This is a genomic window from Ensifer sp. NM-2, from assembly GCF_003024455.1.
Taxonomy (GTDB): Bacteria; Pseudomonadota; Alphaproteobacteria; order Rhizobiales; family Rhizobiaceae; genus Ensifer; species Ensifer canadensis.
The window spans coordinates 253747-274799 of the sequence record NZ_PVZR01000005.1; the positions used below are offsets into that span (position 1 = coordinate 253747).

A 21053-nucleotide genomic window follows, 5' to 3' on the forward strand; every position below is an offset into this window, starting at 1 on the left:
GAACATGATAATCATTGCCTTCTCGCTCAATAAGGCGAGACACACGCCTGCCGCGGGCCATAGTAGGGCTGGAACGTGTTGTCGTAGGCCCTGTAGGAGCGATATCGTCCGTAGCACCAACGCGTATGAGCATTTCCGCCGTAATAGACTTGGCGTTGGTAACGCGGCGCATAATAGCGCGGAGCGTAGTAGCTCCGGCCGTAATAGTTGCGTGGATAATAGCCTGGCCGGTAATATCTCGGTCCGTAGTATCCCGACCCGTAGTATCCCGGCCCATAGGGCTGATAATATCGGGGCTGCGCCAGGAGGCCCCCGATAACTGCGCCGGCGGCAAGCCCACCTAGTGCCCAGGCCCACTCATCACCACCATTATTATGGTATCCACCATAGTACCCGCCGCCGCGATATCGTGCGTATTGAACCAATTGCGCTTGCCCCGCGTCGATCTTCGGCGTCGCTATTGTGGGAAACGCCATGGCAGGCGGAATGCCTGTAACCATCATCACCAGCGACAGGGAAACGATTGCAAACCTTTTCATTGGCTTACCCTTCCTTTGCGGCGCAGTGCGTCGAAGTCGGCGCGTCAACCGCAGCCTTTTTTAAGGACGCATAATTTTACACCAAAATCGCTTTTTACAGGCGAAATTCTGCGTCGCCGGGGAGCAGCTTTATTCCAGAGTAGGGATTGGACAAATTGCCGTCCGGCTGCCTTCTGCTGTCCATCCGCCAGATCACTTCATCATCGCAGACGACAATTGAGCCCGCCGGAGATCGACGAGGAGCCAGGCGCGGGAATGGCTAAAATCGCGTTGGCTGTTGGGCTCTCGGGCTCACGACCGGTCAAAACGCTCCAGCATTTTTCTGAGGTGGAGATTCTGCAGATGGAGCTTTTCGGCCAACAGGGTTCTCAGTTGCTGAATTTCGTCGTCCAAAACCGCCACTTCCTCGAAAAATGCTTCCCGGGCTGATAACTGTGCGCCGGGATCCGTGTTCGCTTTCGAAGGGAACTTCTTAACGTTCCCGGTTCCGGACTTCTTAGCGCGCGCTTGAATTTGTGGCGCCTTAGGAGATTGCTTGCTTTTAGGCAACGAGGCTGACTGTTTTGGAGGCAGTTCGCCAATTCGCTGATTTTCCGGCGTAGGTGCCTCTTCAACGGCGGCGTCTGTAGAGACGGCTTGGGCGTTATCATCCTGGTGTTCGGTCAGATCCGAAGATGCAGCCTCCTTGAGTTCATCCGATCCATTCTCACGATCCTGAAATGCACCGGTTGGATCCGTTGAACTCAACTGAGCGCCGCGGACTTGTTGTTCTTGCGTGTCATTTGCTTGACTGTCGGCGTCGTGTTCAATCGAAATCTCGCGTGGTTCTGCCGACCGTCCCCGCGATGTCAGTCGAGCAAATAGGTTCCATGGTGATTTCATCGATCGTCAGCCTCGAGCGATCCGAACTCTCACGTGAGTTCGGTGAATGTCTGTCCTACGAGGAATGTAGGGGCCAAGGTCGATCTCGCAACCGGCCCCTGCTGTCGGTCCCGGTCAATCAAGTCCTAACCGCTTGCGCAGTTCCGAATTTTCCGCCCGCAGTTTGGTGGCCAGTTCCTTGCGGAGCCTTTTATTTTCTTCTTCAAGCTGGATGAGGTCGGCCATTTCATCGATCGCCGAGACGGACGACGAAGCCTTTGGTCCGCCGAGCTTCGACGTCTTCGTGCTTCCGGTCTTGAGGGCGGAAGTCGTCTTTTCAGCAACTTGCTTTTTGACGGGCGCAAGCTTTGCGACTACGCCCTCGTCGGTGCGCTTCCTGCGCTCTCTCGGCGTCTTCGCAACCGTTGTGGTGCCCGTTGCTTCTGCAGTTGCTTTCGTGCCCCGCGGCGCACGCTGCTTTTTCGGTACCGGCGTCTTTGCCGGTGCGGCGGTCTCTACAGCTTCGATTGTGGTACCAGTATTGCTTTCATCAGCCATCAGTTTTCTCCCTCTGCTGCCAAGAATCGTTTTCCGCTGAGTGAAACGCGGAGTCAACCATGACGTTGTTGGATTGACACGATGAAGATCGCGCGGGAACGCAGGTATGAATCGAGCCATTGTCATTTCGCCGGCTGCTGGTTGAGCCGAAGTGACGGCGGCTGGCCCAGGAGGATGAATGTGATCGCGAAACCAGACGGGCGACACTGATGCTGCCCACTGGAACTTTTGGCAACAGAGGCAGTTGGCTTATCGAACAGGTCACTCAGGCGGCCCCGCAAAGTAGCGTCCAGATGAGGCGACGACGATGCATCACGAAAATACCAGAACAGGATTCGGCAAGCGCATTAGTGATTGGAACACGCGGTATGACTTAGATGAATTCATCCGAGCTCATGGGCTTCAACCGCGAGCAGCACGCGAACTGTTCGAAAAGTTTGGGCCCTACACAGCTGATCTTGATAGCAAGATTGCCGAACTTCGGGCGAACGGAAAAATCGACCGTAATCACTGAACACGGTCAACGGATGTCTGCCTTGTGAATTTGATTACGCGGCTGCTTGAAATCCCCACAAGCAGTCGCTCTCTGGCCCAGTTCCAGGGGGTATTGACCGGATCTGATATTCCAAGCGCGCATCAACCCTGAGCTTACTCCGCCCGATTGGACGCCGCCACGATTTCGGCGAGCTTTTCAATCACCTGAGACGGATCGATTGGCTTGGCTAAAAGCGGAACCTGACTATACCTGCGGGGCAGATCCTCAAGTCCGTATCCTGTGGTGAAGACAAAAGGAATATGGTTGGCGCGCAGCAGGTCGGCGACCGAGAAGCTCAATTCACCCCGTAGGTTCAGGTCCAGTACGGCGCCGTCGAGCTTCGCACCGTTCTCGATGGCGGCCGTAGCCTGGCGAAGGCCGGCAAAAGGGCCAACAACAGTCGCCCCTTGCAACTCCAAGGCGCAGACGAGCTCCATCGCGATCATTGGTTCGTCTTCCACCACCAGCACGTGGCCTAACGCCGATGTCATGGCTTTTTTCTCTTCCTGTCAAAAGCTTAGACCAACATGACCGTTCCATGTTCCGGTGTCGATTAAATATTGCCAAATATAAGCTTCCGTCCTAACTCTAGTCCATAGGGGGACCGCGTATTCGGTCTAAAGGAGCGGCCCTGTTGACGCGATTAGAGCCAAATTTTCCCGTGGTTGGCATTGGCGCCTCGGCGGGTGGGATTCCGGCGCTGGAGGGATTTTTTAGTGGCCTTCCGGAACGCTGCGGCATGGCGTTCGTCATCGTCACCCATCTAAACCCTGCGCTCGAAAGCCACCTTCATGAGGTCATCGCGCGCTTCACTGACATGCAGGTGGTCCTCGCCTCTGGAGAAGTCAAAATCCGGCCGGATGTGGTCTACGTCATGCCGCAGAATGTGGTTCTGACGATTGAAAACGGCGTCCTTGCCAGCAAGAAACTTGAAAATCACATCCGTGAACGCAAGCCAATCGATATATTTTTCGGCGCGCTCGCTAAGGATCAGGGAGAATATTCGGTCGGGGTTGTTCTCTCTGGCGGAGACGGCGACGGCACCCTCGGTGTAAAGGCGATCAAGGAATATGGTGGCCTTACGATTGCGCAGATTGCCGACGGCTCTGGTCCCCGCAATCCAGATATGCCGCAAAGCGCAATTTCGGTCGGTCTGATCGATCTGGCATTGCCTGCCCAGGCGATGGGCGAAAAGCTCCTGGCTTTCGCACAGAGCTTCGACCTGCTCTCGGATCTCGGCGACAATGACGAAGCGAAGAAGGCGAGTGATCTTAATCACGCTCGTAATCAGATCTATGCCATTCTGCGAAAGCAGACTAGCCACGACTTTTCCGGTTATAAGCCGAAGACCTTCCTAAGGCGCGTCAGGCGTCGAATGCAGGTCAGACAATTCGATACGATCGAAGCTTACGTGGGGTGTCTGGAACAGGATCCCGAAGAGGTATTGCGGCTTTTCAGCGACCTGCTGATCAACGTCACAAACTTTTTCCGCGATGCTGACGCATTCGCGACCCTTGCCAAAACGATCATCCCTCAACTCTTTGCCGGCAAGTCAGCAGCCGATACCGTTCGGGTATGGGTGCCGGGCTGCGCAACCGGCGAGGAGGTTTACTCGATCGCGATCCTGATGCGCGAGTTTATGGAAAATATGGCGAGCGTGCCGCGAGTGCAGATATTCGCGACCGATATCGATGATCACGCACTGCAGATCGCGCGGACCGCGCGCTATCCAGAAGCGCTGCTCGAAGGCGTTTCGGAGGAACGGCGAAAGAAGTTCTTCAGCTCTGAAGGAGCAAGCTATATCGTTGCCGGTAGCGTGCGCGAACTGTGCATCTTCTCACCCCATAGCGTTATCCGCGAGCCGCCTTTTTCACGAATGGACCTCGTCTCGTGTCGCAACCTTCTCATCTACCTCGGATCTGAGGTTCAGAACCGTGTCATTCCGACGTTTCACTACGCATTGCGGCCTCAAGGATATCTGTTTCTCGGCACATCCGAGGGTATTGGCCAACATGGAGACCTCTTCACCACGGTTGACAAGAAGAACCGCATTTTTCAAGCGCGCGGCCATGCAACGCCCTACCGACCTCAGATGCTGGGGCGCGACGAGCAGTACACAATTCCCAACTTGGCAAAACTCGAAGCACGGGGACTTGGCGGTTCGCAGTTGCGGCAAGTGGTGGAAACACATGTGCTTGAGAGCTTCGCCCCGGCCCACGTCGTCGTCAATGCCGACGGTGATGTCGTTTACACCTCCGGCAAGACCGCTAAGTTTCTCGAAGTGCCTCAAGGCAGTCCAAGCCGCCAGCTCCTCAATATGGCTAAACGGGATCTTCGCCTCGATTTGAGAGCGGCCTTGCGCGAGTGTGCGTCGTCGCGAAATCGCGTGATCAAGGATAACGTTCTCGTCGACGCGGATGACGACCGTGTACAGCATGTGACGATTACAGTTGAGCCTTTGAACGGGCGAACGACCGGTGAACCGTTGTACATCGTTCTCTTCCATTCGGTTGGCCCGTTGCGGGCACGCTCGGGGCCAGGGCGTGTACAGCGCGATGTCGACGGCACCGTCGAACTCGAGCGGGAATTGCGCGAAACTCGCGAGCGTCTCCAGTCGACAATCGAGGAGTACGAGACCGCGCTTGAGGAACTCAAGTCGTCCAACGAGGAGCTCGTTTCCGTCAACGAGGAAGCCCAGTCGTCCAACGAGGAGCTGGAGGCCTCGAAGGAAGAGATGCAGTCGCTGAACGAGGAGCTCAATACGATAAACGCCGAACTCAATGGAAAAGTGGAGGAGCTCGACCGGGCGAACAACGACCTTAGGAACCTGTTCGATGCAACCGAGATTGCCACTGTGTTCCTTGATCGAAACCTGGTGATCCGCAATTTTACACCGGCTGCATCCAAGTTCTTCAAGGTGCGGCCGGCGGATGTCGGACGACCGCTCACCGAATTGTCCAGCGAGATCCAGTATCCGGACCTGAAAGCCCATATTTCCGAAGTTTTTTCCACCGGTGAAAGTCGCGACAATCATCTTTCGCGCGACAACCAGGGGAGACATTTCCTTGCGCGGCTCATACCCTATCGAGGTGAAAACAACAGGATTGACGGGGTTATTGTCACACTCATCGACGTCACAACTCTTGCGGAAGCCGAAGACCACCAGAAAGTTCTGATCTCGGAACTCAATCACCGGGTCAAGAATATGCTGGCGGTCACGATCAGCATTGCTGCCCAAACTATGGAATCTTCGTCATCACCGGAAGCATTCTACACAGCCTATGTCGGACGGCTGAAAGCCATGTCTCGCGCATACGCTCTGCTGTCGCGCGACAACTGGAAAGATGTATCCATCCTGGAGCTCGTCTCTCAAGAGCTCTCGCCCTTTGGCGGCGACCGGGTCACCCTGGACGGACGGGACATCAAACTCGATCCTCAGCGCGGGCTTGCCTTGGGAATGGTCATCCACGAACTCGCGACGAATGCTGCCAAATATGGAGCGCTTACCAGTTCCGATGGCCGCGTGCTCGTTCACTGGAAAGCCGATGACAACCTTCTCACTTTGAAATGGATGGAGCGGGGAGGTCCCTCCATAACTGCACCCCCCAAGGACGGCTTTGGAATGAAGTTATTGCGGGGAGAAATCGGGTACCGGCTTGGAGGCGAGGTCGAAACAAAGTTCGAGCCCGAAGGTTTGACTGTTTTTCTGTCATTTCCCTTAAACTGAATGTTCAGCAAGTGTACTGCTCGCGCCTTTTCGGTCCGGCGAAGTAGAGGCCCGGCCGGCCGCGCACGCTGTCCGTGTGAACGGGCGGGCTTCGTCGAGCGCATCAGGAAGTCTCACATAGCTGAAATCGCCGCTTGAAGTCTGCGCCCCGTAAACGGTGCGTCGGCGTAGCCTTGCTGGGCACGCGCCAATAGTAACCTACCGATTGTTACCGCGGAGATTTCGCTTTGAGGCGGGCGATCAGCTCCTCGTCGTCGACAAAGCTGTCGAGGAAGTCGTTCCATTCGTCGGTTGAACGGCGGGCGTAGGAGAGCATCTGTTCCAGTTCCTCCATGCCGTCGTCTGTCAGCGCGGTGATGGATTCGTCCTCCCCGTTATAGACGCTGATGATGCTGCCGTAGGTCAGATTATCATCGTTGGAGATGATTGCCCGGAGAAGCTCCGGATCCTCGCCAAGAATTTCAGCGACATATTTGATCGTGCGGACATAAGTGATTATTGCCATCAGGCTGCCTCGGCGCAGGTGGTGGCGACTGGTGACCAATTCCAGGGGAGTAGTTCGTCGAGGCGATTGATCTTGTGATCGTGGATACGGTCGAGCACGTTAGCCAGATAGGCCTGCGGATCGATACCGTTCATCTTCGCCGTCTCGATGATCGTCATGGCACGCGCCAAGGTCTCTGCCCCGGTGTCAGCGCCGGCGAATAACCAATTCTTTCTTCCGATTCCAATTGGGCGCAGGGCCCGCTCGGCGGCATTGTTATCCATGGCGACGCGACCGTCCTCCAGGAACAGGCAGAATGACGCCCACCGGCTCAGGCCATAACGGAAAGCCGTCGCCAGATCGCCCTTGCCTGGAATGCGGGTCAATTGGGCTTCGACCCAGATGCGGAATGCTTCGACCTTTGGCTTGCTGTGCTTCTGACGCGCGGCAAGGCGGATATCGGCAGGCTGACCGGCAATGTCGCGCTCGATGTCGTAAAGCGCGCCGATACGATCGAGAGCCTCTCGCGCGATCTCGGATTTGTTCGATGTCCAGATATCATGGAAGTCGCGGCGCCAGTGCGCCCAGCAGGCCGCTTCGCGGAAGCGGCGCGCCCCATCAGCTCCAGGTTCATAGAGCTTCCCGTACCCTTTGTAGCCGTCGGCTTGAAGGATGCCGCTTGTCTGCCTGAGGTGATGGTGGACGTGCTCTTCCTTCCAGTCCGGGGCGAAGTAATAGATCGCGCCCGGTGGAGCCGCTCCCGCCCAGGGACGTTGATCGCGGAGATACGTCCAGATCCTGCCCTTCTTCACACCCTTGCCCAAACCCTTATCCCGAAGAGAACGATCCAGCACCCGGATCGGGGTGTCGTCGGCATGGAGGAGGTCACTGCCCATGATTGCGGTCTCGATCCGCTCAATCAGCGGCTGGAGCACCTGCATGGCGCGACCGCACCAATCGACCAGCGTGCTGTCCGGAATGTCGGCGCCCATGCGGGCGAAGATCTCGTTCAGGCGATACAAAGGCAGATGGTCGTCGAACTTCGAGACCAGGATGTAAGCCAAAAGTCCAGCACCTGCCATGCTGCCCGGGATTGGACGGCTTGGTGCCGGCAACTGCACCATCTTCTCGCAGCAACGGCAGGACTTCTTCAATCGAGCGACCTCGATGACCTTCATCTGCGCAGCGATCATGTCGAGGATTTCGCTGGCGTCCTCGCCGACAAGGCGCAATTCACCACCGCAATCGGGGCAGCAGGTACCGGGATCGAGTTCCTTGCGCTCGCGAACTGCCTTTTCCGATACCCGCGGCCGGCGGCGCATCGTCTTTTCGGGCGTGCTTGCCACAGGCGCGGCAGTCACTGCCGCATCGACCTCATCGAGCGGCTTGGTGCTGCTTTCCGCTGCGGCGATCAAAAGATCCTCCAGCGCCAGTTCCAGCTGCTGGATTTCCCGTTCGATCTTTTCCGAGGACTTGCCGAAGACCTGTTTCTTCAGCTTGGCGATGCGCAGCCGCAGTTCCCCAATCAATTGGTCGTGCGCCTGCAACGTCGCCGACATCTTCGCGTTTTCCGCCTGCAAAGCGGCGATCATCGCCTTCAGGAAGGCCGGATCGTCGGGAAGATTTTGGCTCGCGTTCGACATGATCCTGACTACCATAGGTCAGGACGCATATCCATAAAAACAAGCAGATTCAGTGACATAAAATCAACCGACACGCGCCGGTGGAGCGCCCCAGTTCGGACGTCGCCAATCAATCCCTTCCCACAACATGGCCAGTTGCGCCGCTGTCAGCCGCGCCGTTCCATCGGCTGCTGAAGGCCATGGAAAACGCCCTCTCTGCAAAATTTTATAGTACAGGCAGAAGCCCTGGCCATCAAAATACAGAAGTTTTATGCGATCGCCCCGTCTTCCTCGAAACGCGAAGACTGCACCTCCCGTCGGCTTCTGGCGTAGCACATCCTGCGCAAGCGCAGCCAAACCTTCTACCCCTTTGCGCATGTCGTGGCTCCGCAGGCGAGATACACTCGAACACCGGTTCCTGGTCCGATCATGCTGCTTCAACCGCCCGGATGAGCCGAGTCAGGACGGCGGCATCAACGCCACTGTCGAAGCGAAGGCTGCGCCCATCGTTCAACCGCAACTCGATCATTGCAGGCACGCGCGCAACGTCCTCACGCACGAGCGGGGCGCCATGCATGGCGGACGTGTCTACGGCAAGGAAGACCGTATCGGCAGTGGGCGGCAACAAACCCTTCTTCTTCAGCTCATGCCGCCAGGCGTAAATCTGCTGCCGGCTCACATCGTGCCGATGGGCAACCTCAGTAACCGTCGCACCGTCGAGCCCAACCGACATGACGATGTCGAGCTTCTCCTCGTCACCCCAACGCCGCCGCCGTTCCTGACCAAGAATTTCGACACGCATCCCATACCCTCGCCTAAGACACGTCGCAAACGACGTCGCTAATGACGTGTCTTAGTCCATCAAGGCGCTATCCGGCAGGCGGTGCCAATCGGGCGGTTACCGCCAATAAGAGGCGTTGTGTTGTGCGACCTAACGTTATTTTCGCGGTCTATGCCGGAAAGCATCGACGAACGCCGAGAAGGCTGGCGAGTGATTTCGACGGCTCGGATAATAGAGGTGATAGCCCTGGAAGGTCGGGCACCACTCCGAGAGGACCGGACGCAGTCGCCCGCTTTTGACATGCTGCAGAACGAGGTCCGTTGGGACGTAGGCGAGACCGATGCCGTCCAATGCAGCGTCCATTGCGGGCGCGATGTTGCTCAAGGTAAGCTGACCTTCCACCCGCACGTTGAACTCACGGCCATCCCGTTCGAATTCCCAGGCGTAAAGCCCCCCGGACGTTGGAAGCCGCAGGTTGACGCAGTTATGGCCTGTCAGGTCCTGCGGGATTGACGGCGGCGTGTGCCGCTCCAGGTAGTCGGGCGATGCGACAACGGAATACGACACGTCAGGCCCTATGCGCACGGCCACCATGTCGCGGGCGATGGCCTCGCCGAGCCGCACCCCGGCATCGAACTGCCGCTCGACAATGTTGGTAAAACCATTGTCGACAATGATCTCCACCGTGACGTCGGGGAAATCCCGCAGGAACGCGGACAGCCGAGGGCGGAACACGAGCTCGACCGCGTCATCGGGGCAGACGACCCGGACGTCGCCGGACGGCTTGTCGCGTAGCGCGGTGATGGCGCTGATCCCGGCGGCGATGCTCTGGAAATGGGGCTGGATACTCTCAATGAGACGTTCCCCGGCGGCCGTGGGTGCCACGTCGCGCGTGGTACGGGAAAGAAGCCGAATGCCCAGCCGCTCCTCGAGCGCGCTCACCGTATGACTGAGCGCAGAGCGCGTTAGACCCAGCTTGGCGGCGGCGCGCGTGAAGCTCCGCTCCCTGGCAACTTCCAGGAATGCCCTCATCTCACTGAACTCGTCCCGCCGCATTGGTGAATCTCCTTCACATCTACATGCACATTGTAGCTTCTAGTGCACGTTAACTCATCTGGCTATCTAGTGCGGCAAGCGGACAGGAGAGCGCGGAATGGCTATTGAGCTGACAGTTAATGAGATGACTTCTCCCGAAATGGCGCAGACGCCATGGGCTGCCGTGACATGCCTGTCGCTCCTTACCTTCCTGCTGGTCGGATTGGAGTTCCTGCCAGTGAGTTTACTGACCCCGATTGCACGAGACCTCTCGGTATCAGAAGGACAGGCCGGACTGGCCATCACCATTTCAGGCGTCTTCGCGGTTCTCATCAGCCTCTTTGGAAACGGCCTCCTGTCAAAGGTGGATCGGAAGGTGGTGGTGTTGTTCTACACGGGGATACTGATCATCTCCAGTTTGACTGTCGCTCTCGCTCCCAACTTCGCCGTCTTCCTGGCAGGCCGGGCGCTTGTCGGTGTGGCGATCGGAGGCTTCTGGTCGTTGTCGACAGCCATCCTCGCACGTCTGGCCTCGAAATCTGACCTGCCTAAGGCCATCGCCCTGCTCCAAGGCGGTACCGCGTTCGCCATCGTCATCGCGGCCCCTCTCGGCAGCTTTCTCGGAGGACTGATCGGCTGGCGTGGCACCTTCCTGATTACCGTTCCGGTTGGACTTGCCGCGCTGGTCTGGCAATTCGCCGTCCTGCCGAAGATGCCGGCGACGACAACGGTATGGGTGGGGAAAATGTTCGGGCTTCTGCGCAACCGCACCTTCGCCATCGGTATGGCGGCGACCGGCCTCGCCTTCATCGGCCAGAACTCGCTGTCGATCTATCTTCGCCCATTCCTCGAAAACATCACCGGACTGGAAGTGAATGCCCTTTCCATGGTGCTCCTCGGCCTCGGCCTCGGCGGCCTGACTGGTACGACTGTCATCGGCTTCGTCGTCCGGCGGCATCTCGCAACCCTGCTGATCGGTTTGCCAGGTGCGCTTGCGCTCATCGCCCTCCTCCTTATCGCCCTCGGGCCATACGCAGCAGTCACTGCTTTCCTGCTCGTGGTGTGGGGCTTCTTCTCCACGCCCATTCCGGTCGCCTGGAACACGTGGATGGCGGCGATTGTTCCCGGCGAGCTGGAGGCGGCGGGCGGCCTGCAAGTCGCGTTGATCCAGCTAGCAATTGCGGGAGGCGCTTTTGCAGGCGGAGTGCTCTTCGACACCGCGGGATGGTGGAGCCCCTTTCTGCTGGCTGCCTGCCTTCTCACGGGCTCGGCATTGCTCGCGGTTCTTGCCAGCCGCCGAGCATAAAAAATCTTCCGAGATCTCGAAATCAGGAGAACATCATGTCTCAAGGAATAGAAAATAAAGTCATCGTCATTACCGGCGCGAGCAGCGGTCTTGGAGAAGCAACGGCACGCCATCTCGCCGAGCGAGGTGCTACCGTGGTGCTGGGTGCCCGACGACGCGACCGTATCTATGCGCTGGCCAGCGAACTCATGTCGAAGGGGTACAAGGCCAGAGCGGTTCAGACCGATGTCACGGACAGGCAGCAAGTCAGCAACCTGGTGAATACGACTGTCGAAGAATACGGTCGCATCGACGTGATGCTCAACAACGCCGGCCTGATGCCGTTGGCCCCTCTCGAACGCCTCAAGGTCGACGAGTGGGACCGAATGATCGACGTCAACATCAAGGGCGTGCTCTACGGCATCGCCGCCGCGTTGCCGCACATGAAAGCTCGGAAGTCCGGCCACATCATCAATGTCTCCTCTGTCTATGGACATGTGGTCGATCCGGGTGCCGCGGTCTATTGCGCCACCAAGTTCGCCGTCCGTGCACTTTCCGAAGGGCTGCGCAAGGAAGTGAAGCCCTACAATATCCGGACGACCATCATCTCGCCCGGAGCCGTCAGCACCGAGCTTCTCGAGCATATCAGCGAGAAAGACATCCAGGCCGCAACGAAGGAATTCGTCAGTAAGATCGCGGTCGGCGCGGACACGTTCGCCCGGACAGTCGCCTTCGCCGTGAACGAGCCCGACGACGTCGACATCAACGAAATCCTGTTCCGGCCCACGGCACAACCGGTTTGACGGGATCGAGGCATGGCAACGACGCTCCCGCTTCTTACGCGAAGAACCGCTGTCGGCGGAGCCTTGGCGGCCGCGGCGTTCCCGTTCGCGGCGCGTGGGCAGGAGGGACGTGACCCCGCCAGCCAGGAGCCGACCGACGTGAGGATCAGGGTGACGTTTAATGACCTGTCCCGGACGGCCATGCTCTACGACAATCCGTCGGCACGCGACTTAGCTTCGATGCTTCCTTTGCACCTCAAGATCGAGGACTACGGCAGGAACGAAAAGATCGTCCATCTGCCGCGCAAGCTGACGCAGGACGGCAGCGGTCCGTTCGGGAACGAGCGGCCGGGCGACCTCTGCTACTTCAAGCCATGGGGCAATCTCGCCTTGTTCTACGACGAATACCGCTGGGACGGGCTGATCCGGCTCGGTCGTTTCGACGGAGGTTCGGAGCCTCTACTTGTTCGCGGCGAGTATCCCGTGCGCATCGAACGGATTTGAACCACTACCCTCCCATTCGAAAAGGACCACACGAATGAAGCACTTCAAGATCGCGCTCGTAGCGCTGACGCTGGCCGCATCCTCTGCTGCCTTCGCTGACGACAGCAAGTCCTCGATAACCGGCGCGTGGCGCATGACGTCGTTGCAGGTCACCGACGCGAGCGGCGATCGGACAGAAATCCCCTATTCCGGCCAGGTTATCTTCTCCACTGGCGGAACTCTCTCCGTCCAGGCGATGAATCCGGACGCCGCAGCGCAACCGACACCCTATACGGCAAATGGCTACGAGGCCTATTATGGCCCGGTTGAAGTCGACGAGGCCAAAGAGACATTCGCCATCACCGTGGAATCGTCCCTCGTCCGCAATCTCATTGGCCAGCGCATGGAACGCAAGTTCAAGGTTGACGCCGACCAACTGACGATCACGCCCGCTGATCCCAAGGAAGGCTGGAGGGTCACCTACGAGCGGCTCTGAACGCAAAATTCGGAACCTCCGGTGGCAGTTGCGGTTTGGTGGTCATGATTTCGTTCCGGTTCAATTCGATGACCCATTGGTTGCGCATTGTTAGCCTCGTCCTTGCATCTTTGGCTTTGGTGCCAGCGGGTGCGCACGTGTTTTCTCTCGTCAGCAAGATGCGCCTGTCGGGCGAAGATTATCTTGCTGCGCAACGCGCATATGATGGATGGAACCTCTTCGCGTTGATTGTCGTCGGCGCAATAGCTGCGCTCCTCTGGCTTTCGATCGCTCTCTATCGAGCGGGGGAACCGGCAATCCCCGCTATAGCCGCTCTTGCGTGCATTGTCGCTACGCAAGCCATATTCTGGACTTTTACCTTCCCGGCAAATCAGGCAACCGACAACTGGACTCTGCTTCCCGAAAACTGGACGCAGTTGCGCCGTGGATGGGAATATTCTCATGCGGTCAGCGCGGTGTTTAATTTTTTCGCGGTGTGCCTTTTGGCGATCGGCAACGCAAAATAGGGGATGGCTAACGCGAAAGGTTGGAGCGCCTTATCGACGCGCAGTGTTACTTGCGAAGGAGCCTGAATATGGCAAAGAAGAAGAAGAAATGGTCGCGAAAGGTGACCGAAAACAGCGACGCACTGGACCTCAAGGAAGGAATTTTCAATCAACGGAGCGCCAAAAAAATAGCGGATTCGTTCAAGGAGTCGGCAGAGAAAAGCAACAGACGCAAATCAAGTCCGTTGCGTTCGGCCATGTCCATGCTGACCTTCTATATCAATCGCGCTGGCATCCTGCTTTCCAATGGGCGCCGCGAGACCCTCGAAAAGGCGAAGGACGAATTGCGCAAGGATTTTGGCAAGGCACCGAAACATGGCAAATGAGTTGACGATCAGACAACCGGAGACGCTTTTCTTGACGCCAAGCGACTGGGTACCCAATCATCCCTCTCTGCCCGTACTCTTCTACCGCAACATCCTCGCACCCGCGCCAACGGACTGCGCTCCTGTTTTCGAACGGCTTTTCTCGGACGCGGGATGGCAGGGGCTCTGGCGCAATGGAATTTTCTCCTACCAGCACTATCATATCAGGGCACATGAGGTGCTCGGCATCGCCAAAGGCACGGCCGAGCTTTTGATCGGTGGACCGGGCGGCTGCGTTCTTCATGTCAGCGCTGGGGATTGCTTGGTTCTGCCTTCCGGCACTGGGCACATGTGCAACTCTGCCAGTGACGATTTCCTTGTCGTCGGCGCCTATCCTGCCGGCCAGCATGCCGATATCGAAACGGCTGCCGCAACGCCCGGCGATTTGAAAATCATCGCCACATTGCCCATTCCCCAAAGTGACCCGATCTACGGTCCGGGCGGTCCGCTGCGTGCCCTGTGGGGTGATCTGTAAAAGCGGCTTCGGTGGCCAAGATGCCGACGGCAACACCTGATGCTGCCTTGTCGTCCAGTGACAAATGCCGGGCTGCGGTTTGGCTGGATGCCGTGCCCAGGGCGCTGGAGACGCCGGGACGTAGCCCGCCGCTTTGCATTCGAGCTCAAGCAACGATGCAACTGATGAAACCATACCCACGCCCCTGTTTGCAGAAACTGCGCTCCATACGCCGGTTCACGAGAAGCGTTCCGTGCTCGGAACATTTCGCCATCGCCATTGTTGGAGGGACACACCCGAAAAGCCGCGAGGAAACCGATGCTTGTACGTGAAATGATGAATAGCCATCCTGATGTACACGGGCGTTCGGCAGACGCGCTGATGCGCTGCATAGAGGATTGCTACAGCTGCGCTCAAGTTTGCGCGAGTTGCGCAGACGCCTGCCTTGGCGAGACGAACGTCGGTGAACTCGTTCAGTGCATTAGGCTCAATCTCGATTGCGCCGACATCTGCGTTGCAACCGGGTCGGTTGCCACCCGCAGGACCGGCACCAACATGGATGTCGCCCACAATCTCGTTTCGACCTGTGCTGATGCCTGTCGGGCGTGCGCTGCGGAATGCGCGAAGCATGTTGAGATGAACGAGCATTGCCAAATTTGCGCCCGCGCGTGCGAAGCTTGCGCGCAAAGCTGCGGCGAAGCCCTCCCTCTGTTTCACTGATCGTTCAGTCGCCGCTAAGCGCCCAGCCGGCCGCCCCGTCCTTGCGCTAGGTCTCACACAGGAGAACACGATGTCTGATTATCCCAAACCTCCCTTTCCTGCCCAAAAACAGCCGATGCCTGGCCTCACGAGAAAGATGAATCCGGTTCCCGACCACGGGGAACAAACATACAAGGGGTCGGGACGTCTCGCCGGCAAGATGGCCGTAATCACCGGGGCAGACAGCGGTATTGGACGCGCGGTGGCGATAGCATTTGCTCGTGAAGGTGCTGACATTCTGATCTCCTACCTCGAAGAAGACGAGGACGCCCGGGAGACAGCACAGCATGTCGAGGAGGCCGGCCGAAAGGCCGTTCTCGTCAAAGGCGACATTCAATCGGCCGACCACTGCCGGAACATCATCGACCGTGCCATGACCGATCTCGGCGGTATCGATATCCTTGTCAATAACGCCGCTCATCAGTCGACGTTTAAGGAGATAGGCGACATCCCCGACGAAGAATGGGAGCTGACTTTCAGGGTCAACATCCATGCAATGTTCTATCTATCCAAGGCAGCCGTCAAACACATGAAGGACGGTGCCGCGATCATCAACACCGCATCGGTTAACTCGGACATGCCTAATCCAACGCTGCTTGCCTACGCCACAACGAAGGGGGCAATTCAGAATTTTACCGCCGGACTTGCCCAAATGCTCGCCGAAAAGGGAATCCGTGTGAACGCGGTGGCACCCGGTCCGATCTGGACTCCGCTCATTCCATCGACCATGCCCGAGGAAGCCGTCTCAAGTTTCGGTAAGCAGGTTCCGATGAAACGCCCGGGGCAACCGGCCGAACTCGCCACCGCTTACGTCATGTTGGCCGATCCCCTCTCAAGCTATGTATCGGGCACCATGATCGGGGTGACCGGTGGCAAGCCGATCCTGTGAATGACTACACCGCAGATAAGGGAGGGAAATCTGGATATCGCAATGCAGTCAATTGCACCATCAATAGAAATCCGCTGACGGCAACGGCGAGCAAATAGGCGATTTTGCTCGGCACCTATTTTGATCCGAGCCGAGACGGCCCATGCCTTGCCTCGGCACTCAGTCTGGAGCGGCATTGCTCCTACTGTGTCACCCGTTTTTCTCGGAACATTGTCGGGCCGAGCGGGTTCGAAGGGCACAAACCCGATCGATTAAACCTTACGGGAGAGACCAAGCCGTGCCGCTTCGTTTCGTCCTTTTTCTCACAATGGTTTCCCTGGCTGCGACGCCAGCGTTAGGGAAATGCACAGCAATGAGAACCCGGCAATGTCCGATCGATGCCGAACCTTGCCGGACGGCGGCGCGCCGGATGCGAACGGGAACAGTACTGACGAGGAGGCGATGTCTGAAACGCTAGAGGATTGCCAAGGCGTTCTCAAACCGCCACGGACCGGCGACAGCGAATTGATAGAGCCCGCTCCTGATATCGGCAAGACTCCGTTTATTCGTCCTCATGAGATCCCTGAGGATTAGAATGCGAAGTCATCAACCGGAAAATCGATTGGAAATGTCAGCGGAGTCGCCCCGATAGAACGACTGCGAAGGTAAGGAGATTGGAAATGGTGTCGCGCGATCCGATTAGAGAACCGATGGAGGCAAAGGCCGTGGGTGCCATCATCGACGAATTGGAACGGCAATCGATGCAGCAGCCGCAAAAACTCACGGTTGTGCGCAAGGGCGACGGCGTCGACGTGCGGGGAGAGATCGATGTGGATGCTCTGGTCATGGTCGTTGTCGGGTGCATGGCCGGAGGGCCGTAGCGAGCGAAGCTCTCAGATCTAATCCGAACTTGCGAACGCCACTCTCGGCAGCGCTGGAACATTGCCTCGTTGCGATAGTTGGGCGGTCGTCACCCGCGCAAGGTCAGTAACCTAAAAAATGGCCCAGGGGACTAAAACTGAAGCCGCACCTAAGGACAAAAAACACGGTGAGCACGGTGGAAATCGCAGCAGGGCGGCGAAAGACGCTGGGAAAAGCAAAAAAAGCAGTCAAGCGGCAGGCAAGGATCCCCATCGTGGCGAGAGACAGCAGACGAGCCCCAAAGGGACAGCCTTGGTTTCCGTAATCCAACGCTGGGGCACCTCCGGTCGATGCAGCCCAGCGAGGATCTTACGATGTTTGATTTTGACTACGCTCGGCAAATGATGGTCGAACGGCAATTGGCCAAGCGCGGCATCGATGACGCACGCGTACTCCAGGCAATGCAGGCGGTGCCGCGCGAAGACTTCATCGACGAGGGCTTCGAGGAATTCGCTTATGAGGATGCGCCGCTGCCGATCGGTGAAGGCCAGACGATTTCGCAACCCTATATAGTCGCCCGCATGGCCGAAGCTGCCAGACTGAATCCCGCGGACAATGTGTTGGAAGTTGGCGCCGGTTCCGGTTACGCAGCGGCCGTCCTCAGCCACATCGTGCGCCAAGTGTCGGCACTCGAACGGCATGCCTCGCTCGCAAAAAAAGCGGCCGATCGGATCTCTCGATTGGGCCGAGGAAACGTGCAAGTTCGCACCGGCGATGGCACGAGGGGATGGCCGGAAAAAGCCCCGTTCGATGCGATCCTTGTGTCCGCCGGTGGTCCGGCGGCACCGGTCGCACTCAAGGAACAACTGGAAATCGGGGGACGGCTGATTATTCCAATTGGGCGCCGAGAGCGATCGCAGCGATTGCTACGCATTACCCGACTTGCGAACAATCGATATAAGGAAGAAGACCTCGGTGGCGTCATGTTCGTGCCGCTGATCGGCGAACAAGGATGGAGTGAGCATCAGGGACAGGCGAGCGTACATCTGCGCAAGCATCTGCCCGATCTGATTGCCACTGCGGGAGAGGATCTCCCCAATGTCGATGAACCGGGATTTGCTGATGTCTTTGAACGGTTCGCTGACCGGCGCGTGGTGCTCCTTGGCGAAGCAAGCCATGGCACCTCGGAATTCTATGCAGCGCGTTCGGCTATTACGAAAAGGCTTATCGAACAGCACGGCTTTACAATGATCGCAGTGGAAGCAGACTGGCCTGACGCTGCGGCGATCAACCGTTTCGTTCGCGGGCAGGAACAGGGGGATGCAGCGCCACCCTTCCTCCGCTTCCCGCGGTGGATGTGGCGGAACGCGGAGGTCGACAGCTTCGTCACCTGGCTGCGATCCCACAATGCCCACAAGCCTGCTGGCGAGCAGACCGGTTTCTACGGACTGGACCTCTACAATATGGCCGGTTCGATCGCGGCGGTGCTTTCCTATCTCGATGAAGTCGACCCGGGGGCTGCTGCCGTCGCGCGTGAGCGATACGGTTGCCTGTCGCCATGGCAGAATGCGCCCGATAGCTATGGCAGAGCCGTGCTGACCACTGGCTACCGCGATTGCGAGGACGAGGTGGTACGACAGTGCCGGGAGCTTCTGGGGTCGGAATTGAACGGATCGGGATCAGACGACCAGGCCCTGTTCGACGCCACGCAAAACGCCCGCCTCGTCGCATCTGCGGAGAAGTACTATCGCATCATGTACTATGGTGGTGCGCGCGCCTGGAACCTACGCGACCGGCACATGTTCGAAACGCTCGACAACTTGCTGGGCCAGGGCGGCGGCACTGACCGCAAAGTGGTCGTCTGGGCCCATAATTCCCACATCGGTGACGCCCGGCACACTGACATGGGCAAGACCAGAGGCGAGCTCAATCTTGGTCAATTGTGTCGAGAGAAATACGGTCCTGAAGCAGCGCTGATCGGTTTCGGTACCCACCACGGCACGGTTGCCGCCGCGACGGACTGGGATGGTGACATGGAGATAAAAACGGTTCGGCCGTCACACGAGGATAGCTTCGAATATTGCTTCCATCTGTCGGGCAGAGATCGGGCTCTTATCGACTTTACCAGACATCCAGAGGCCGCAAAGGCCTTGTCCGTCGAGCGGTTGGAGCGCTTTATTGGCGTAATCTATCGGCCAGAGAGCGAATTGCTAAGCCACTACACCTATGCGGTGCTTTCAAAACAGTTTGACGCTTATGTCTGGTTCGATGAGACCAGTGCCGTAAGGCCTCTGGCGGAAGAAGGAGCGACAGGACGGGTGCCCGACACCTTCCCCTTTGGACTTTGAAGCGCCCGCCGCATCGCCATTCCATGGGGTCTCGGTCGAGCTCCTCGCCTCTTGAATTTGAGTGCAGGTCGTTCGGGGAACTCTGCCTCTCTTTGAGATCCGTCAACCCGTCAGGTAGGGCTATTGTTACGAAGGAAGGGGCTATGGACCCGATCTCAATTCATGTTCCGTCAGCGAGCCGCAACGCCACGCGCACCAGCGACACGAAAGACCTGCTCGGCTTTGATGAGTTCTTCATTCGTAACATCAGCCGATACCTCGATCTCGCCATGAAGTGGGGCATCCGTCCGATTTTCGGCCGTGGGCACGATCGCCGCCTGATGCAACCGGGAATTGGGTGAGTGGGGTCGACGGAGTGCGCAATGTCAGGAAATTTTGGAGGGGTCCGTCGGTCAGGTAGGGCTCCATGCCTTCATGTGCCAGAATGACGCCGACCCGGCCCCAGAACGCCTCTCCCGCTGCACACTGGGTCACCGATCGCGCAACTCGCCACAGTTTGTTTAGGTAATTGCGCTTGTCGCAGGAGCTGGAAAGGCAGCCGGCAGATAGCGGTTTTTCAGGACAGATCTCGCCCCTCCCATAGTGAACATAGGCCCCGTTGGGGCAACTCAGGAAGAAATCATGTGCAGTAACGATCACCTTGGCGTCACTACGCGCCAGCGCATGAAAAATCGAGGGGGACAGGATCTGCGACAAACCGTGAAGATGAACGACCATGTCGCCTCCGGACTTGAGCAATCGGCGCAAGGCGCGGTAGGCGCGGCCGTTGAAATTCCTATCGAACACGTTTGCGAAGCGGACGCCGTCGCGCAAGGGGCGCTCGCCCAGCGCCTCGACCTCGACGCTCGGAAATCGCGAGCGAATGCCTGCGCCGTCGTCGCCGACCAGAACGGAACATTCGAGCCCTGCCTTAACGCCTGCCTCTATGCACTGGAGCGCAACCTTGGTCGCACCGCCCCCAGCCACTGACACGTCGTTGACAACAAGTCGCATGAACATTGCCTCTCGGAGACTTTAACTTGCGACCCGGATCTGCCTCCATTTGGCCGCCTGTTGCCCCCGACCGCACGATATCAATTCGCGGTAGATAGTTCGTCGGAGTGTATGATCTCCGCCATCGATCAGGCGCGCTGTCTACCCGCAGATCTGCGAGTTGTGAGCACGTGTGAAGTCACGGAACAATGCACTGCCGCCGGCGTTTGGGTGCATAGGTGTTGGTATATTGTGAAGGCAACCCAACGCCGACTCCGGGCGGTCTGGCTGCGACACTCACCGCCTGGGGTCCCCCGTATTTTTCACAGTTGAATTCCATGAGCCGGCGCACCTTCTCCGGGGCAACTGCGACGAGGGCTACGTCCAAAACGGTTGGATCTCGCTGAGATTTAATTACGTCTGACGACTTCTCGCCTTTGACAGCGAGGAGGCCGATGAGCTTGCGGCGCACTGATCAGCCTGTTTCAACGCGGAATCCACGACCACGACGCGCTGAAGCAAATGGCTGGTTCTTCGTGAGGGTGGCAGCCTGACCGGCGGGACAACTGAAAAAGAGCGGCCTACTTTTCGTGGCTCTGGGGGAGAAGGCCGCCGTCAATATCAGCAATGGCTAAATATACGACTGGATGCGACGATTGGCGAGGTGAATCCGCGTCACAGAGTAAGTTGTCG

23 protein-coding genes are annotated in these 21053 nt (G+C 58.0%); 14 read left to right on the forward strand and 9 right to left on the reverse strand.

Features of this window, described 5'->3' with window-relative positions:
* Positions 1-26 precede the first annotated feature (26 nt).
* From C6558_RS12900 to C6558_RS12905, 3 genes are all read right to left on the reverse strand, one after another.
* Entirely contained in the window at positions 27-539 is a 513-nt protein-coding gene (locus C6558_RS12900) for a BA14K family protein (RefSeq protein WP_082557461.1), read from the reverse strand.
* 291 nt (positions 540-830) lie between these two features.
* Entirely contained in the window at positions 831-1421 is a 591-nt protein-coding gene (locus tag C6558_RS39660) for a hypothetical protein (protein WP_146160886.1), read from the reverse strand.
* A gap of 114 nt (positions 1422-1535) precedes the next feature.
* Positions 1536-1958, reverse strand: coding sequence for a hypothetical protein (locus tag C6558_RS12905; protein ID WP_057218397.1), 423 nt, complete (start codon positions 1956-1958; stop codon positions 1536-1538).
* Between the two features lie 307 nt (positions 1959-2265).
* Here C6558_RS12905 and C6558_RS39665 point away from each other — a divergent pair, with 307 nt between their 5' ends.
* The gene (locus C6558_RS39665) at positions 2266-2472 is read left to right on the forward strand and encodes a hypothetical protein (RefSeq protein WP_146160887.1); all 207 of its coding nucleotides are present in this window, start codon (positions 2266-2268) and stop codon (positions 2470-2472) included.
* 134 nt (positions 2473-2606) lie between these two features.
* Here the strand turns inward: C6558_RS39665 and C6558_RS12910 are convergent, their stop codons facing one another.
* Positions 2607-2984 (reverse strand): response regulator, encoded by a 378-nt coding sequence (locus tag C6558_RS12910; protein ID WP_063997123.1) that lies wholly within the window; start codon positions 2982-2984, stop codon positions 2607-2609.
* Between the two features lie 143 nt (positions 2985-3127).
* Between C6558_RS12910 and C6558_RS12915 the strand changes: the two genes are divergently transcribed.
* Positions 3128-6220, forward strand: a complete 3093-nt coding sequence (locus C6558_RS12915; protein WP_057218395.1) for a CheR family methyltransferase — start codon at positions 3128-3130, stop codon at positions 6218-6220.
* Between the two features lie 208 nt (positions 6221-6428).
* Here C6558_RS12915 and C6558_RS12920 read toward each other — a convergent pair whose 3' ends face one another.
* The 5 genes from C6558_RS12920 to C6558_RS12945 all read right to left on the reverse strand — a co-directional run bounded on the left by C6558_RS12920 (position 6429) and on the right by C6558_RS12945 (position 10163).
* On the reverse strand, positions 6429-6725 hold the full coding sequence (locus C6558_RS12920; protein ID WP_107027315.1) for a hypothetical protein: 297 nt from the start codon (positions 6723-6725) through the stop codon (positions 6429-6431).
* Positions 6725-8347 (reverse strand): IS66 family transposase, encoded by a 1623-nt coding sequence (locus C6558_RS12925; protein ID WP_199197002.1) that lies wholly within the window; start codon positions 8345-8347, stop codon positions 6725-6727. The genes C6558_RS12920 and C6558_RS12925 overlap by 1 nt, the downstream gene beginning before the upstream one ends.
* Before the next feature lie 63 nt (positions 8348-8410).
* The gene (gene tnpB, locus C6558_RS12930) at positions 8411-8704 is read right to left on the reverse strand and encodes an IS66 family insertion sequence element accessory protein TnpB (protein WP_199197006.1); all 294 of its coding nucleotides are present in this window, start codon (positions 8702-8704) and stop codon (positions 8411-8413) included.
* A 49-nt stretch (positions 8705-8753) separates the two neighbouring features.
* The gene (locus C6558_RS12935; protein WP_199197008.1) at positions 8754-9128 is read right to left on the reverse strand and encodes a transposase; all 375 of its coding nucleotides are present in this window, start codon (positions 9126-9128) and stop codon (positions 8754-8756) included.
* A gap of 135 nt (positions 9129-9263) precedes the next feature.
* Positions 9264-10163: a LysR family transcriptional regulator gene (locus tag C6558_RS12945; RefSeq protein WP_057218386.1), complete on the reverse strand. Its 900-nt coding sequence runs from the start codon at positions 10161-10163 to the stop codon at positions 9264-9266.
* Positions 10164-10260: 97 nt separating this feature from the next.
* Between C6558_RS12945 and C6558_RS12950 the strand changes: the two genes are divergently transcribed.
* The 12 genes from C6558_RS12950 to C6558_RS41590 all read left to right on the forward strand — a co-directional run bounded on the left by C6558_RS12950 (position 10261) and on the right by C6558_RS41590 (position 20357).
* Positions 10261-11448 (forward strand): MFS transporter, encoded by a 1188-nt coding sequence (locus C6558_RS12950; protein WP_057218384.1) that lies wholly within the window; start codon positions 10261-10263, stop codon positions 11446-11448.
* Positions 11449-11483: 35 nt separating this feature from the next.
* Positions 11484-12230 (forward strand): SDR family oxidoreductase, encoded by a 747-nt coding sequence (locus C6558_RS12955; RefSeq protein ID WP_057218382.1) that lies wholly within the window; start codon positions 11484-11486, stop codon positions 12228-12230.
* A gap of 12 nt (positions 12231-12242) precedes the next feature.
* The gene (locus C6558_RS12960) at positions 12243-12713 is read left to right on the forward strand and encodes a cyclophilin-like fold protein (protein WP_057218380.1); all 471 of its coding nucleotides are present in this window, start codon (positions 12243-12245) and stop codon (positions 12711-12713) included.
* A gap of 34 nt (positions 12714-12747) precedes the next feature.
* A complete protein-coding gene (locus tag C6558_RS12965) occupies positions 12748-13188 on the forward strand; it encodes a lipocalin-like domain-containing protein (protein WP_057218378.1) in 441 nt (146 codons plus the stop codon).
* A 44-nt stretch (positions 13189-13232) separates the two neighbouring features.
* On the forward strand, positions 13233-13694 hold the full coding sequence (locus C6558_RS12970; RefSeq protein ID WP_244494738.1) for a hypothetical protein: 462 nt from the start codon (positions 13233-13235) through the stop codon (positions 13692-13694).
* 68 nt (positions 13695-13762) lie between these two features.
* A complete protein-coding gene (locus tag C6558_RS12975; protein ID WP_057218375.1) occupies positions 13763-14059 on the forward strand; it encodes a DUF3175 domain-containing protein in 297 nt (98 codons plus the stop codon).
* Positions 14049-14573: a cupin domain-containing protein gene (locus C6558_RS12980; protein WP_057218373.1), complete on the forward strand. Its 525-nt coding sequence runs from the start codon at positions 14049-14051 to the stop codon at positions 14571-14573. The genes C6558_RS12975 and C6558_RS12980 overlap by 11 nt, the downstream gene beginning before the upstream one ends.
* A gap of 769 nt (positions 14574-15342) precedes the next feature.
* Complete coding sequence (locus tag C6558_RS12990; protein WP_057218369.1) at positions 15343-16200, forward strand: glucose 1-dehydrogenase; 858 nt, start codon at positions 15343-15345, stop codon at positions 16198-16200.
* A 659-nt stretch (positions 16201-16859) separates the two neighbouring features.
* Entirely contained in the window at positions 16860-17060 is a 201-nt protein-coding gene (locus C6558_RS13000; RefSeq protein ID WP_057218365.1) for a hypothetical protein, read from the forward strand.
* 354 nt (positions 17061-17414) lie between these two features.
* On the forward strand, positions 17415-19388 hold the full coding sequence (locus C6558_RS13010) for a protein-L-isoaspartate(D-aspartate) O-methyltransferase (RefSeq protein ID WP_057217767.1): 1974 nt from the start codon (positions 17415-17417) through the stop codon (positions 19386-19388).
* 143 nt (positions 19389-19531) lie between these two features.
* Positions 19532-19729: a hypothetical protein gene (locus tag C6558_RS40520; RefSeq protein ID WP_057217766.1), complete on the forward strand. Its 198-nt coding sequence runs from the start codon at positions 19532-19534 to the stop codon at positions 19727-19729.
* 280 nt (positions 19730-20009) lie between these two features.
* A complete protein-coding gene (locus C6558_RS41590; protein WP_057217764.1) occupies positions 20010-20357 on the forward strand; it encodes a hypothetical protein in 348 nt (115 codons plus the stop codon).
* Positions 20358-21053: the final 696 nt, after the last annotated feature.

Bases quoted from the DNA above. Each gene is read 5' to 3' on its own strand.
- C6558_RS12900 (WP_082557461.1), bottom strand. From the start codon at position 539: ATGAAAAGGTTTGCAATCGTTTCCCTGTCGCTGGTGATGATGGTTACA.
- C6558_RS39660 (WP_146160886.1), bottom strand. From the start codon at position 1,421: ATGAAATCACCATGGAACCTATTTGCTCGACTGACATCGCGGGGACGG.
- C6558_RS12905 (WP_057218397.1), bottom strand. From the start codon at position 1,958: ATGGCTGATGAAAGCAATACTGGTACCACAATCGAAGCTGTAGAGACC.
- C6558_RS39665 (WP_146160887.1), top strand. From the start codon at position 2,266: ATGCATCACGAAAATACCAGAACAGGATTCGGCAAGCGCATTAGTGAT.
- C6558_RS12910 (WP_063997123.1), bottom strand. From the start codon at position 2,984: ATGACATCGGCGTTAGGCCACGTGCTGGTGGTGGAAGACGAACCAATG.
- C6558_RS12920 (WP_107027315.1), bottom strand. From the start codon at position 6,725: ATGGCAATAATCACTTATGTCCGCACGATCAAATATGTCGCTGAAATT.
- C6558_RS12925 (WP_199197002.1), bottom strand. From the start codon at position 8,347: ATGTCGAACGCGAGCCAAAATCTTCCCGACGATCCGGCCTTCCTGAAG.
- tnpB (WP_199197006.1), bottom strand. From the start codon at position 8,704: ATGCGCAAAGGGGTAGAAGGTTTGGCTGCGCTTGCGCAGGATGTGCTA.
- C6558_RS12935 (WP_199197008.1), bottom strand. From the start codon at position 9,128: ATGCGTGTCGAAATTCTTGGTCAGGAACGGCGGCGGCGTTGGGGTGAC.
- C6558_RS12945 (WP_057218386.1), bottom strand. From the start codon at position 10,163: ATGCGGCGGGACGAGTTCAGTGAGATGAGGGCATTCCTGGAAGTTGCC.
- C6558_RS12950 (WP_057218384.1), top strand. From the start codon at position 10,261: ATGGCTATTGAGCTGACAGTTAATGAGATGACTTCTCCCGAAATGGCG.
- C6558_RS12955 (WP_057218382.1), top strand. From the start codon at position 11,484: ATGTCTCAAGGAATAGAAAATAAAGTCATCGTCATTACCGGCGCGAGC.
- C6558_RS12960 (WP_057218380.1), top strand. From the start codon at position 12,243: ATGGCAACGACGCTCCCGCTTCTTACGCGAAGAACCGCTGTCGGCGGA.
- C6558_RS12965 (WP_057218378.1), top strand. From the start codon at position 12,748: ATGAAGCACTTCAAGATCGCGCTCGTAGCGCTGACGCTGGCCGCATCC.
- C6558_RS12970 (WP_244494738.1), top strand. From the start codon at position 13,233: ATGATTTCGTTCCGGTTCAATTCGATGACCCATTGGTTGCGCATTGTT.
- C6558_RS12975 (WP_057218375.1), top strand. From the start codon at position 13,763: ATGGCAAAGAAGAAGAAGAAATGGTCGCGAAAGGTGACCGAAAACAGC.
- C6558_RS12980 (WP_057218373.1), top strand. From the start codon at position 14,049: ATGGCAAATGAGTTGACGATCAGACAACCGGAGACGCTTTTCTTGACG.
- C6558_RS12990 (WP_057218369.1), top strand. From the start codon at position 15,343: ATGTCTGATTATCCCAAACCTCCCTTTCCTGCCCAAAAACAGCCGATG.
- C6558_RS13000 (WP_057218365.1), top strand. From the start codon at position 16,860: ATGGTGTCGCGCGATCCGATTAGAGAACCGATGGAGGCAAAGGCCGTG.
- C6558_RS13010 (WP_057217767.1), top strand. From the start codon at position 17,415: ATGTTTGATTTTGACTACGCTCGGCAAATGATGGTCGAACGGCAATTG.
- C6558_RS40520 (WP_057217766.1), top strand. From the start codon at position 19,532: ATGGACCCGATCTCAATTCATGTTCCGTCAGCGAGCCGCAACGCCACG.
- C6558_RS41590 (WP_057217764.1), top strand. From the start codon at position 20,010: ATGTGCAGTAACGATCACCTTGGCGTCACTACGCGCCAGCGCATGAAA.